At 48.3% G+C, this 13732-nt stretch carries 15 protein-coding genes; 11 read left to right on the top strand and 4 right to left on the bottom strand.

The genetic code is table 11. The features are described from left to right. Window positions 1-15: 15 nt before the first annotated feature. Both fdhD and thrC read left to right on the top strand, forming a co-directional pair. Window positions 16-945: a formate dehydrogenase accessory sulfurtransferase FdhD gene (gene fdhD, locus AAKU64_RS04775; RefSeq protein ID WP_354329815.1), complete on the top strand. Its 930-nt coding sequence runs from the start codon at window positions 16-18 to the stop codon at window positions 943-945. A 212-nt stretch (window positions 946-1157) separates the two neighbouring features. Continuing rightward, window positions 1158-2618, top strand: coding sequence for a threonine synthase (gene thrC, locus AAKU64_RS04780; protein WP_354329817.1), 1461 nt, complete (start codon window positions 1158-1160; stop codon window positions 2616-2618). A 173-nt stretch (window positions 2619-2791) separates the two neighbouring features. Here the strand turns inward: thrC and AAKU64_RS04785 are convergent, their stop codons facing one another. Further along, window positions 2792-3706 (bottom strand): EamA family transporter, encoded by a 915-nt coding sequence (locus tag AAKU64_RS04785; protein WP_322118800.1) that lies wholly within the window; start codon window positions 3704-3706, stop codon window positions 2792-2794. Window positions 3707-3771: 65 nt separating this feature from the next. Further along, window positions 3772-4005 (bottom strand): DUF1272 domain-containing protein, encoded by a 234-nt coding sequence (locus AAKU64_RS04790; protein WP_354329819.1) that lies wholly within the window; start codon window positions 4003-4005, stop codon window positions 3772-3774. Between the two features lie 252 nt (window positions 4006-4257). Between AAKU64_RS04790 and AAKU64_RS04795 the strand changes: the two genes are divergently transcribed. The 9 genes from AAKU64_RS04795 (at window position 4258) to AAKU64_RS04835 (ending at window position 12122) form a co-directional block, all read left to right on the top strand. Then, window positions 4258-4662, top strand: a complete 405-nt coding sequence (locus AAKU64_RS04795; RefSeq protein WP_354329821.1) for an NUDIX domain-containing protein — start codon at window positions 4258-4260, stop codon at window positions 4660-4662. Between the two features lie 337 nt (window positions 4663-4999). Continuing rightward, a complete protein-coding gene (locus AAKU64_RS04800) occupies window positions 5000-5392 on the top strand; it encodes a VOC family protein (protein WP_354329823.1) in 393 nt (130 codons plus the stop codon). A 509-nt stretch (window positions 5393-5901) separates the two neighbouring features. Beyond that, window positions 5902-7623 (top strand): 2-isopropylmalate synthase, encoded by a 1722-nt coding sequence (leuA, locus tag AAKU64_RS04805; protein WP_354361558.1) that lies wholly within the window; start codon window positions 5902-5904, stop codon window positions 7621-7623. A 251-nt stretch (window positions 7624-7874) separates the two neighbouring features. After that, entirely contained in the window at window positions 7875-9098 is a 1224-nt protein-coding gene (locus AAKU64_RS04810) for a molybdopterin molybdotransferase MoeA (RefSeq protein WP_354361560.1), read from the top strand. 103 nt (window positions 9099-9201) lie between these two features. Further along, complete coding sequence (gene moaD / locus AAKU64_RS04815; protein WP_323492002.1) at window positions 9202-9459, top strand: molybdopterin converting factor subunit 1; 258 nt, start codon at window positions 9202-9204, stop codon at window positions 9457-9459. Between the two features lie 5 nt (window positions 9460-9464). Beyond that, a complete protein-coding gene (gene moaE, locus AAKU64_RS04820; protein ID WP_354329828.1) occupies window positions 9465-9914 on the top strand; it encodes a molybdopterin synthase catalytic subunit MoaE in 450 nt (149 codons plus the stop codon). Window positions 9915-10097: 183 nt separating this feature from the next. Continuing rightward, entirely contained in the window at window positions 10098-10490 is a 393-nt protein-coding gene (crcB, locus tag AAKU64_RS04825; RefSeq protein ID WP_354329830.1) for a fluoride efflux transporter CrcB, read from the top strand. A gap of 120 nt (window positions 10491-10610) precedes the next feature. Beyond that, window positions 10611-11570: a prolyl aminopeptidase gene (gene pip / locus AAKU64_RS04830; RefSeq protein ID WP_354329832.1), complete on the top strand. Its 960-nt coding sequence runs from the start codon at window positions 10611-10613 to the stop codon at window positions 11568-11570. 63 nt (window positions 11571-11633) lie between these two features. After that, the gene (locus tag AAKU64_RS04835) at window positions 11634-12122 is read left to right on the top strand and encodes a hypothetical protein (RefSeq protein ID WP_354329834.1); all 489 of its coding nucleotides are present in this window, start codon (window positions 11634-11636) and stop codon (window positions 12120-12122) included. Window positions 12123-12173: 51 nt separating this feature from the next. Here the strand turns inward: AAKU64_RS04835 and AAKU64_RS04840 are convergent, their stop codons facing one another. Together AAKU64_RS04840 and AAKU64_RS04845 are read right to left on the bottom strand one after the other, a co-directional pair. Further along, window positions 12174-12545 (bottom strand): T6SS immunity protein Tdi1 domain-containing protein, encoded by a 372-nt coding sequence (locus AAKU64_RS04840; protein ID WP_354329836.1) that lies wholly within the window; start codon window positions 12543-12545, stop codon window positions 12174-12176. Between the two features lie 194 nt (window positions 12546-12739). Continuing rightward, entirely contained in the window at window positions 12740-13432 is a 693-nt protein-coding gene (locus AAKU64_RS04845) for a hypothetical protein (protein WP_354361562.1), read from the bottom strand. Window positions 13433-13732 lie beyond the last annotated feature (300 nt).

Genomic DNA, 13732 nt, shown 5'->3' on the forward strand with positions numbered 1-13732 from the left:
ACTAGATATAAAAGTATGAGCCAAGAAATTGAGCATGCCTACCGCGAAATGTTGGTCTTACGCCATAGCGCAAATCAGAACGATAGTCCGGTGTTACCTACGCCAGACCAGTTGGCAGAAGAAATCCCCATCGCCTTAGTCTTCAACGGCATCTCACATGCGGTGATGATGGCTACACCCTTGGACCTGGAAGACTTTGCTGTCGGTTTCAGCCTGGCCGAACAAATTATTGATCACGCCAGTCAAATTTACGATATCGAATGCATTAATAATGACGCGGTAGGTCAATCGGCAAATACTGTTGGCGTAGAAGTGCGAATGACCATCGCCAGTGAATGCTTTGTCCGTCTTAAAGATAAACGGCGTAGCCTGATTGGCAAGACTGGCTGCGGCGTATGTGGTTTAGAAAGTCTGAATGCGCTCGATCTTAATATACCGACCCTTGTACCTGCCGTTATGCTTGGCAATGCGTCTGCCAGCAACGGCGATGTTCAACCGGAAACTCGTTTAGATAAGCAAGCTTTGCTGAAGGCTTTCGACTCACTAAAAAGTAAGCAACCCATCAATGCCATCACCGGTGCCATGCATGCTGCCGCCTGGGTAGGCATGGCGGGGACAATCCAACTGCTAAGAGAAGATGTGGGCCGTCACAATGCCCTGGATAAATTGGTTGGTGCGTTAGCTATTGATGCCAAGCTCAACTCCAAAGGTAAATCAATCCGGCAACCCGGTTTTGCCATCATGAGTAGTCGTGCCAGTTATGAATTAGTGCAAAAATCTGCACGTGCCAATATAGCCATTCTTGCCACAATTTCTGCTCCAACCGCATTGGCAGTGAGGCTCGCTGAGCAGGCTGGGATGTGCCTTATAGGATTCGTCAGGCAGAAAAATTTTGTCGTATATTCACATCCAGAAAGATTGTTGCTGATCGATAATGCCGAATAAATAGCAATCACATGGCCGTTTTGGCCAAATTTGCGCAGGTTTTTGAGTGTTAAGAACGATATAATAGAGAGAATATTTGTCCAGGTAAATTTTAAAGGCGTTTCGCTGATTGCTCTCAGCACACGTTCTTGGTACATTTTCTGCGACATTCTCAGCTATCCATCAAATTACATTCAAATTCCTCCAACTTAGTCTCTTAAAATCAATTATTTATGCAATACGCCTCAACTCGCGGACATGCCGCAAGCCCCCATTTTTCTGAAATCCTGTTAGGCGGTCTGGCTCCTGATGGCGGTCTATATCTGCCTAAAAGCTATCCGCAAGTTACTAGCGATGAACTCAATGCTTGGCGCGAGTTGTCTTACGCTGATCTGGCATTTGCCGTGCTCAAAAAATTTGCTACTGATATTCCAGAGGATGATCTCAAAGCGATTACCGACAAAACGTATACTGCTGATGTTTACCGCAATGTCCGCGACGGCGAAGACGCCAGCCAGATCACACCTTTGCGTATGTTGGAAGACAAGGATGGTCGCAAACTATTGTTACAAGCCTTATCAAATGGCCCGACTCTGGCTTTTAAGGACATGGCGATGCAATTGCTGGGCAATTTGTTTGAATACACGCTGACAAAAAAAGAGGCTGAGTTAAATATTTTTGGTGCGACCTCTGGTGACACTGGCAGTGCGGCGGAATACGCAATGCGTGGCAAAAAAGGCATACGGGTTTTTATGTTATCGCCGCATAAAAAAATGAGTGCTTTTCAGACTGCGCAAATGTTCAGCCTGCAAGATCCAAATATTTTTAACATCGCTGTCGAAGGTGTTTTTGATGATTGCCAGGACATGGTTAAGGCAGTTTCTAACGATCTTGAATACAAAGCCCGTCAAAAAATCGGTACCGTCAATTCCATCAACTGGGCGCGTGTTGTTGCGCAGGTGGTGTATTACTTCCGCGGTTATTTGAGCGCCACTAGCAGTAATGATCAAAAGGTATCGTTCACAGTCCCGTCGGGTAATTTCGGCAATATCTGCGCCGGTCACATCGCCCGTATGATGGGCTTGCCAATTGCCAAATTAGTTGTGGCAACCAATGAAAACGATGTGCTTGATGAGTTCTTCCGTACAGGCATATACCGCGTGCGTAAATCGGCAGAAACCTGGCACACTACCAGCCCGTCAATGGATATTTCCAAAGCCTCCAATTTTGAACGCTTTATTCATGATCTATTAGACGGCGATAGTACGCGTTTGGTAGCCTTATTCCATAAAGTAGAAACACAAGGCGGGTTCGATTTATCCGGCAATCCGGGCAGTGATGGTGATGAATTTAAAAAGATTGCGCGCTTCGGTTTCGAGTCAGGCAAATCCGTTCATGCTGATCGCCTGACTACCATACGTCAGGTAGAAAAAAATTACGGCATCACGGTAGATACACACACCGCAGATGGCATCAAGGTTGCCCTGGAACGCATAGAGCCAGGTATCCCGATGATCGTATTAGAAACCGCCTTGCCGGCCAAGTTTAATGAGACGATAAAAGAAGCATTAGGGCGCGATGCAGAGCGCCCAGCCGGGTTCGAAAATATCGAGGCTTTGCCGCAGCGATTTGAGGTAATGACGACCGATATTGAAAAAATGAAAGCCTATATCGCAGGTCATACAGGTTTGTAGAACCTGCTGTTTTGATCAATAAAAAATCCAGAGATATTATTCAATATCACTGGATTTTTTTATGGTAATTTTTGCATCCTCCAGTATATATGCGGCCTCTGGAACGATATTGGCCTGAGAGCCGCAGAATCATTGGACGATCAAAATTTGGATTTTTGTTGATAAATTCTGATTCAGCTCGCAAACAAAACGCGAGTACGCTCTAGCAAACGTGCGCCAAACACATTGATCAGCAAGCCACACATCACGATCAGCGCCCCCACAATTTGTAAAGGCCGCAGTGCCTCACCAAGCAAAATCCAGGCGGCGGTCAAACCAATAACAGGCACCATTAAGGTCAGCGGCGCCACCATATGCGTGGGCAGACTAGACAATAAGCGGCCCCACAAGGTGTAGCCAATCAGCGTTGCTGCCAGCGCCAGATACACGATCGTCAAAGCAGAAGACAGACTCATATTGCTCAGGCTATGCGCAATCACGTCGGGACCTTCAAAAATGAGCGACAGTAGGGCGAAGGGAATAATCGGGATCAAAGCACTCCACGACACCAGACTTAATACCGCGGTCGGGCCAATTTTTTTATTGATCACATTGCCGCTGGCCCAAGAGAAGGCAGCGCAGATCGTCAGCACAAAACCCAACAAACTCACCTGACTGCCAGAACTTGCAATACTAGCGCTACCAAGAAGTATCAACCCCGCACTAGCGATCAACATACCAATCAAATTGCTGGCGCGCAGCTTGTCGCCAAACACGATGGCAGACAGACCAACCGTAAAAAATGCCTGCGCCTGTAGCACCAGCGAGGCCAATCCAGCAGGCATGCCAACCGCCATGGCCGAGAACAAAAAAGCAAACTGACCAAGACTAATGGTCAAAGCATAGGCCACCAGCAATTTAAACGGCACCTTAGGTCGTGGCAAAAATAAAATCGCAGGAAAGGCCACCAGCATAAAACGCAGTGCGCCCATCAAAAATGGCGGAATCCCTTTCAAACCAATCTTAATCACGACAAAATTCATTCCCCATAAACAGACAACAATCAATGCGGTTATTAAATGACGAGTGGTGAGGACATTTTTAGACATGAAAATAGATGTGCATGGAGTGAATAGGAAGTCGTCTTGACCAGAGCTTACAATAAAGCCATCGATCAGCTAACGGGTCTGTGTACACGTTCTTGTGAGGCTGGATATGTGGTCAATTTATTCGCTGGTCGGATTGGTCTGGCGACCAGATTGCCTCCGCAATTGGGGCAGATATTCTGGTACACCTGATCTGCGCAGCTTGCACAAAATGTGCATTCAAAAGTGCAGATACGAGCCTGCTGGGAATCGGGAGGTAAATCACAATCGCAATGCTCGCAGTTAGGACGAAGTTGTAGCATGTTTTTCTGATGGATGTGCTTAAGGTGAAAGTAGAATATCACGCATAGTTCAAAAAAACTGATCATAATACTTGTCCGATCAAGCCCCGTTCATTGAAAAAATTACCGAAGACTATGCTCCAGCAAATCCGAGACGAAATTTTGTCTATTTCCCCTTTCGACACTTTGGAGCGTGATGATATTTCTCGCTGCCTGACATGGATAGACTCCGGCGTTGAATTATGCAGAGTAACAAAACCGGCCACACCTCCAATGCACCTGGTGTCTTATTTTGTCGTAATAGATGATGGGTATGTCCTGCTGGTTGACCATCGGAACGCCAAGCTATGGCTACCGCCTGGCGGCCACGTAGAACAAGGTGAACACCCTCGCGTTACGGTTGGTCGAGAATTAGAGGAGGAGCTAGGTTTTGTCGCGTCGCATCCAATTGAGGCCCCTCTATTTGTGACTATAACTGCGACTGTCGGGCTTACTGCTGGACACACAGATGTCTCGTTATGGTACGTACTTCGTGCCAGCCGGCATCAAAACATTAGATTTGACGAACGGGAATTTGAGGGCATTTGTTGGTTTCCGTTTAACGAAGTTCCGTTTGAGCGTGCAGACCCGCATATGAAACGATTTCTGGCCAAATTGGCGATTAGCGAGAAAGTTTAGTCAAGGACTTACGTGATATCTTCCAATACTGCAGCTAACCAAACATTCATCATAAGGTCGGAAAATATTATTAATCTTGTTTATCCGCCTGGATTGTTTTTGCGTACGCGTGACGCTATCGCTGCTTGGCAAAATTGCCTCTATGTTCCGATTTAGATCGACTGTTTTGTACGCCCATCGTCTATACGTCGCTGTTGTTTGTAATGGTTGAATAGACCGACGGTATCAACCAATACTCTGGCTATGTTTTTTTTCGGTTCCCGGAACATTCTCTCGCTTGTAAAATATCATTAACTAAACCGGAATCTATCCCACATAACCGAAAAAAACATAAACCATGTTTTCCCACATCTCCATCGGCATCACCGACTTCCCAAAAGCATTGGCGTTTTATTCTGCGTTGATGGATGTACTGGCGTTGCAATTAAAATTTTGTGATCACGACAAACCTTGGGCTGGTTGGATGTCTCCGCTTGCTGCTCGTCCTCTGTTGGTAATCGGCCGACCTTTTAATGGTGAAGTTGCTACTCCGGGTAATGGGCAGATGACTGCTTTATTGGCTTCCGACCGCGCTACAGTTGATCGTGCTTATCAAGTCGCTTTGGCGTCTGGCGGTCGTTGTGAAGGTGCTCCTGGCTTGCGGCCTGAATATCATCCCAATTACTACGGTGCCTATTTCCGTGATCCTGACGGCAATAAGCTGTGTGTTTGTTGTCATGAGCCTTTGTAGGTAGTTATAAATTGGCACCGCTCAAACACAAGGCCAGTATTAAGTAATTTCCGACATTGTTGTAGTCCGCTATTGACAGCCACGCGCATCGTCGCCTACATTAGTGGCATGTATTCCGCAAAAACTCATTCTATACTAGCTTTATCGCACGGCGCCAGCACTCTGCTAGCGCTGCTGCTACTGGCTGCGCTACTACTAAGCGTTGCTCAGTAATTCTCCCTAGCTGTTGTTGTATCCCTCGGTGCTGCTGCACCAAATCCAAACAAAATAGTCCGACGTTGTAGAAAGCTGGCATATGCACTTTAAGTCCATACTCGTAACGCTCATCTCTGGCGATGTCATCGCTGTGATGATCTTTGCGCGTGCGCTAGCTCTGCTACCACTACCGATCGGTTACCTGGCCTAGTGTTCCGTGGCCGTCAGGTAGCCTGGTGCCACATTAGATTCTCCCCGATTCAAGATTTTTGCTTCACCCAAATTCACCCGCATTGACCAAAATAGGACTCATCATGATGTTGACTAATCCAGCAGCGAAGTACCGCGCTTTCCCACCTGTGCAATTGACTAACCGTACCTGGCCTGACAAGGTCATTACCCATCCGCCGATTTGGATGAGTACAGATTTGCGCGATGGTAACCAGGCTTTGATCGAGCCGATGAGTCCTGAGAAAAAATTACGATTCTTCGAGATGCTGGTGCAGATCGGTTTGAAAGAAATTGAAGTCGGCTTTCCATCCGCATCACAAACGGATTTTGATTTTGTCCGTAAGCTGATTGATGAAAATCGTATTCCCGATGATGTCACGATCATCGTATTGACTCAGTCACGTGATGAGTTAATCCGTCGTACTGTGGAGTCAGTTATCGGCGCAAAGCAGGCGATTGTGCATTTGTATAATTCCATAGCACCAGCCTTCCGCCGTATCGTTTTTGGTATGTCGCGTGAAGAGATTAAAGCCATCGCCGTCAACGGCACCAAGCTCGTTAAAGAACTGGTCGCACAACATCCGGAGACCAAATGGGGTTTTGAATATTCGCCAGAATCTTTCAGCCTCACTGAACTCGATTTCTCTAAAAATGTGTGTGATGCCGTGTCTGAGGTCTGGCAACCGACGCCGTACAACAAGATGATTTTTAACTTGCCATCCACTGTTGAGTCAAGTACGCCCAATGTGTATGCCGATCAGATCGAATGGATGCATCGCAAATTAGCACGTCGCGATTCCATCATCATCAGTGTGCATCCACACAATGATCGCGGCACGGCAGTCGCCTCGGCCGAGCTGGCTGTGATGGCCGGTGCAGATCGGGTTGAAGGCTGTTTGTTTGGTAATGGCGAGCGTACCGGCAATGTTGATCTGGTGACTTTGGCATTGAACCTTTACACCCAAGGCGTGCATCCTGGCCTCGATTTTTCTGATATTGATATGGTGCGTCAATGCGTAGAGGACTGTAATCAATTGCCGGTGCATCCACGTCATCCTTATGTCGGTGATCTGGTATTTACTGCTTTCTCTGGCTCACATCAGGATGCGATCAAAAAAGGTTTTGCCCAACAAAAACCAGATGCGATTTGGGAAGTGCCGTATTTGCCGATTGACCCTGCGGATTTGGGTCGCAGCTACGATGCGGTGATCCGAGTTAACAGTCAGTCAGGTAAGGGCGGCGTTGCCTATTTGCTGGAGCAAGATTACGGATTGTCTTTGCCACGTCGTTTGCAAATTGAATTTAGCCGCGTCGTACAAGCAGTAACCGACACCAGCGGAAAAGAAATTGTTGCCAGTGATATCTATGCCGTTTTCAAAAAAGAATATCTGGATCAGTTGGCGCCGTTTGCTTATGTTGGTCATCGCATGAGCGAAGACACCGCACAAGCCGAATCAGCACAGATTGAAGTCGACATCACAGATCATGGTAAGAAAAAAACCTTGAAAGGTCATGGCAATGGCCCGATTGATGCCTTTGTAAATGCAATAGGTATCGACATCAAATTGATGGACTATCACGAGCACGCAATTACCTCGGGTGCTGACGCTCAAGCGGCCTGTTATGTGGAATTACGGGTAGAGCAGGGTGTGACTCAGTTCGGTGTTGCGCTGGATGGCAATATTGTCAGAGCGTCTTTTAAAGCGGTGATTGGTGCGATCAATCGTAGTGTGAACATCAGCAACAAAGTGACAGCAATTATCGCGGATAAAGATCAGCCCATCGCTATCAGTAAGACGGCGTAACGTAGGCTTACTTAAGGAGCATATAAGCGGCACGTAATGAGCACTTAATGGGTACTTAATGGGTACTTAATGGGCACGTAATGGCCACGTAATGGCCACGTAATGGCCACGTAAGCGCCCTTGATACTCACCGGCCACAGTTTGTGCGCTGCACATCGCTATGATGCAGCGCCAAATGGTGCGGAAGGCTACAATGTTGGGCAAATTACTCAACACTTTTCCGAACTATTTCCGCGATGACCGACAAGGCTATGACTGAAAAAAAACCGATGCTCAGCGTCGCCCAAGCTCTTGATTTTTTATTGAGTGCAGCGCGACCTTTGACCGAGACTGAAATTGTCTCCACGCTAGAGGCCAATGGTCGCGTGCTGGCGCAAGCGCAACGATCTTTGCTGCATGTGCCGCCGATGGACAATACCCAAATGGACGGATATGCCGTGCGCGCAGCTGATTGTGTCAGCGGCACTGCGCAACTGCGCGTGACCCAACGTATTCCTGCAGGGCATATCGGACAAGCGCTGGCTGCCGGGACTGCAGCCAGAATTTTTACAGGGGCGATGATACCTGACGGTGCTGATGCCGTTGTCATGCAAGAGCAATGCAGTCTGGATGGCGACATCGTGACAGTGGCGCATGCGCCTAAGCCAGGTGAATGGATACGTCGGCAAGGCGAGGACATTCAATCCGGCGCCACGATTTTGCCAGCAGGTACTCGCCTGCGCGCGCAAGAACTCGGCTTGGCTGCCTCGGTCGGTCTGGCAACCTTGCCTGTGGTGCGCAAACTCCGGGTAGCGATATTTTTTACTGGCGATGAACTGGCAATGCCAGGCGAAGCCTTAAAGCCAGGTGCGATCTACAATTCCAACCGCTTTACCTTGACCGGCCTGTTGCAAAACATGGGCTGCGAGATCACCGATTACGGCATCGTGCCTGATAATTTGCAATCGACCCGCGACACCCTAAGGCTGGCCGCACAAACGCATGATCTGATCATTACCTCGGGCGGCGTTTCTGTCGGCGAAGAAGATCATATCAGGCCCGCAGTCGAGGCAGAAGGTCGTCTCAATATGTGGCAGATCGCGGTCAAACCCGGCAAGCCATTGGCTTTTGGTGAAGTCCAATCAGCCTTCTTCTTAGGTTTGCCTGGCAATCCGGTCTCCAGCTTCGTCACGTTTTTATTATTTGTGCGGCCGTTTATTTTGGCGATGCAGGGCGTGACTGATATCGCAACAAATATTGCGCCGCAATCGTATAGGATGCGCGCCGATTTTGATTGGCCCAAACCGGATCGCCGCAACGAATTTTTACGCGTTAAACTGAATCAGTCAGACGGGCTGGATCTGTTTACCAACCAAAGCTCAGGCGTACTTACCTCGACCGTTTGGGGCGACGGTTTGATCGACGTGGCGGCAGGGCAGGCGATTGCAAAAGGGGATTTAGTACGCTTTATCCCATTTGCCAGTTTGATGTCGTGATACGGTCGGTGGCGCAATTCATAATGCAATGAACGCTGTCGCTTTCAGCGTTAATTTTTTCTCCCGTTAGTCATCCCGTTAGTTAAACAGTTTTAGCTTTTTTATGAAAATTCAATTACGTTTTTTTGCCAGCATCCGCGAAGCACTTAATACCTCGGAAGAGACGGTCAATTTACCCGCAGAAGTTAAAACCATCGGCGATGTCCGTCACTGGTTAATCGCTCGCGGTGATGTTTGGGCCGACGCTCTGGCTGAGGGGCGTGCTTTGCGCATGGCCTACGACCAGCAGTTGACGGATGCCGATACCTTGATCGAAGACGGTGGCGAGGTCGCGTTTTTCCCCCCTGTGACTGGCGGTTGATCGCAATGCCTATCTTTGTACAAACCGACGATTTTGATGTCAGTACCGAACTGGCCAAACTCCGTTCAGGCAATCCTGCCATCGGTGCCATCGTCAGCTTTGTTGGTCTGGTGCGCGATCTGAATGACGGCTTGGATATTCATGCCATGGAGCTGGAGCATTATCCCGGCATGACAGAAAAAGCCCTAGAGCAAATTGTTCAGCAAGCCCACGCGCGCTGGCACTTGCTGGACGCTTTGGTGATCCACCGGGTCGGTTCGCTCAAGCCTTTGGATCAGATTGTGTTGGTAGCAGTTGCATCGGCACACCGAGGCGAAGCCTTTGCCGCCTGCGAATTTGTGATGGATTATCTGAAGACGCAGGCACCGTTTTGGAAGAAAGAGCAAACTCCGCAAGGCGCACGCTGGGTCGATGCGCGGGAGACGGATGATAAGGCGCTGGATAAGTGGAAGTAAGAGAGATTTAGCGCCATTAAATTAATACTGGTAATGGGTATATTTTAATCGTCCAGAGAATCATTGGACAATAAGGCATATTTAGTAAAAATAATGGGGAGTATGTGATTTTCTCTCCTGCATTCATTCTCACTCGCTTTTGTATTCACCTGCTTTAACTCTCACCAACCTTGATTGCTCATAATGATGAACACCCTCAGTTTTCTCGCAGTCGGTCTGGGTGCTGCCCTTGGTGCCTGGCTACGCTGGGGCTTGGGCATCTGGCTTAACGCCACGCATCCATCCTTTCCCATCGGCACCTTACTTGCCAATCTCGGCGGTAGTTACATCATCGGATTATCGGTCGCGTTTTTCTCTGCCAATCCGCACCTGTCGCCCGAATGGCGCTTGCTGGTGATTACCGGATTTTTGGGCGGCTTGACGACGTTCTCCACTTTCTCGGCAGAGTCCATGGGGCTATTACAGCGCGGCGATTATACCGTCGCCCTATTGCACACCAGCCTGCATTTGTTTGGTTCTATTTTGTTGTGTTTCGCCGGATTTGCCAGTTGGCGTGGATTGACTCATTTATCCTGAAATATAGTATTTATAGGGGAGTATGTGCCAATTTATACCTTTATGTCCAAATAATCATTGGACGATTAAAAATACAGTCCCCTAGTATTTATTTGCTGTTTAACCTGATCGAGCGTATTTATGTCCAACTTATCTCTATTTCCACCGATTGAACCCTACAAGACAGGCATGTTGCAAGTCGATGATTTGCACACCTTGTATTGGGAAGAATGTGGCAATCCTGACGGGCAGCCAGTGCTGTTTTTGCATGGCGGACCCGGTGGCGGCACCTCGCCTACGCACCGGCGATTTTTTGATCCGGCGCATTACCGCATCGTCCTGTTCGATCAGCGCGGCGCTGGCAAATCGACTCCGCTAGGTGAATATCGCAATAACACGACGCCGCTCCTGATCGACGATATTGAAAAAATTCGCGTCATGCTCGACATCTCCGAGTGGCTAGTTTTCGGCGGATCATGGGGTTCTACACTGGCTCTGGCCTATGGCGAAGCGCATCCGGAACGCTGCCTCGGTTTCATCCTGCGCGGCATCTTCTTGTGCACCAAGGCGGAAGTCGATTGGTTTGTCAACGGCATGGGCAATTTTTATCCCGAAGTGCATCAGCGCTTTGCCGACGCCATTCCCGCAGAAGAACGCCACGATCTGCTGCAAGCCTACGTAAAGCGCCTGTTTTGTGACGACCCGGCAATCTACATGGAAGCCGCCCGCAACTGGAGCCGCTACGAAGGATCTTGCCTGTTCCTGGAGCCGCAGCCGCAAGCGATTGAAGACTTTGAGTCAGACGCGGTTAGCCTCGGCATCGGTCGTTTAGAAGCGCATTACATGCTGCACGCAGCCTTCATGGAAGAAGACCAGTTGATCCAGAAAATCAGCAAAATCCAGCACCTGCCAGCCGTCATCGTACAAGGCCGCTACGACGTCATTTGCCCACCAATCTCAGCCTACCGCTTGCATCAGGCTTGGCCAGAAGCGGCTTACCACGTGATCGGCGATGCTGGTCACGCCGCGATGGAGCCCGGGATTGCGAGTGCGCTGGTGAAGGCGACGGAGGATTTTAAAACTGGTGGGCGGTTTTTTTAGGGAATTGAATATGAGTTTCACTTACGTTTCGGCTGCTGGTAATTGTTCGGTAAGTTTGTACGAATGAAATCAAATTTCCGCCGAAAGATTATCTGCTATGCTTTTTTGGCTGGGATACTCCATTGCTTTGCTTGGTCATTGCTTATTTATGAGCTGAGAAATAGCGAGTTTCAGGATATAGAGAAGCGTCCAGTACTACTCGTTTCTTCAGTTTTTACCGACCAAGACCCATATCGCCATGCAAGAAGTTATTGGCGTTTATATTTGACATTGAAAAGTTCGAACTCTCCTCAAGCCGAAATTCAAACGATTATTCCAGATCACCCGATTCCAATGTTGCACGAATTCCACGAGCGTCACGGGAAGGACATCACTCTGGTCGCTTGGGTGAATAAACGTACTGGTCAGATTGTTGATGTCTTTCCACCTGCGGCACCAGAGTTTCTGACATTATTTTATATTTTATTGCCTACTCTTGGTCTTGTTACGGCACTGTGTATTGCTGTTGGGTTCTTACCGGATGCAAAACCGTGTGATCAGAGAGTTAATTAAAAAAATGAGAATGAGCGTATGAAAGGCTTATTCTGCACTCGTACCCAAAGCTCAGTCTGAGATAGTCACTTGAACCTGTGCACCGTCTGGGAGCTTTCGAATGCTCTCATGCAGATGGCCGCTCATGGAGAAATGCTCGGCCGCCAGCACCGGGTACATGTTCTCTGCGCTGAAGCTGCCTTCCGAAAAAATTGGCAGAATGGCATAGGTGTAGCACTGATCTTCTCCGAGTTGTTTGCCTTGTGCGTACAACACCTCCACCAGACACGGCAGAAACCATTCGTCAACTGCGTCACCTTCAAGCAACGACGCAAACTGCTCACGCGATTCTGCCACTTGCTCTAATGCACCTGTCGCAGTGCTCAGCCACCAAACCGTTCCTGCCGAAACTTCAAAAAAGACGTCGCCGATGGCAGAGAACATGAGCGGCGTCCAAGCATCTCCAAGCTGCCATCGCCAACTTTCGCGAAGAACATTGACTGCTGCGTCGCTTGGGTGGATCGTGATCTGGGACCAACTTACCATTTGTAACCTAACGCAGAGGTGCCGGGATCGCAGCTACCAGAAAATTAATAAATGGTGAAATCGTCATTCGCGATTCCCCCTCGACCGTCCTGCTATCCATGATCACGGAACTTCTCTGCAAGAGTTTTAAGGTATTTGGCCCCTGAAATAGTTAGTCCATCGTCGAAAAAACCATACTTTTCTAAATCTTCGATGTAACCACCAGGAAGTTCGCCTGCGATTTCGGAGAATTTTTTACGGATAATTGAACTGGGGAGCGCGATAACTCTATCGGGCCCCATTTTTCGGATCACATTGTTGAAAGTGAAATCAGAAATGCCGCTCTCCATACTTGGCAAATCGTCGCGAGCTGCTCTTCGGCTCGCTCGCTCCAGCGCAAGGCGGCGGTTGAGCTTCGCTATCTCGTGTTGGAATTGAGCTAGCTCTTCTTCTTTCGCCTTTAACTGCGATAATATCTGCCCCTTTTCTTCTTGCTGGAGATGCGAGCGTTCCACCAATTGCTGAATAATTTCATTGCGCTCAGCTACAACTTTCTCAACTTCCTGCTCTTCTGATTCCAACTTCATCTTTGTTCGTTCGACGTTGTCTGTTTGATTCGAGGAACCATTTTGCAGGTAATTTCGCATCGACGAGTAACCCTCATCAAGGTGCCGCAAGCGCTCTCCAAATCCACTCTCAATCTTTACCAATAGCTGAGCGATATCACGTGTGAATTTATATGTGTTGTCGTAGAACGCGTTGCTTGTATCTGTTGCCTTAAAATAGAACAATGCCGACAGAGCCACTGAAAAAAGTGCTAGTAGCAGTGATAGAAGTGTTGGGAAGTCGATACTTAAAGATGTTGGCGTTATGTAGATCTTGTAGGCGATAACCCCAACTAAAATTAGGGTCGAAATGGCTTTTACCCAATCCCATAGTCTAAGTTCTGAAATTTTTTCTTGGTCCGTGGATTACCTTTAAGATAGTAGATAACGTGATTTAATTTTCATTTTGCGATAATACCCGACGGCATCAGAAAAGGATGCTTGCTTCGTACCTCATGCAACGTTCATGAATGTGAGCTGTATTTGGTTATGATGATTAAA

Origin of the sequence: Undibacterium sp. GrIS 1.8, from assembly GCF_040544445.1 — a bacterium.
Classification (GTDB): Bacteria; Pseudomonadota; Gammaproteobacteria; order Burkholderiales; family Burkholderiaceae_D; genus Undibacterium.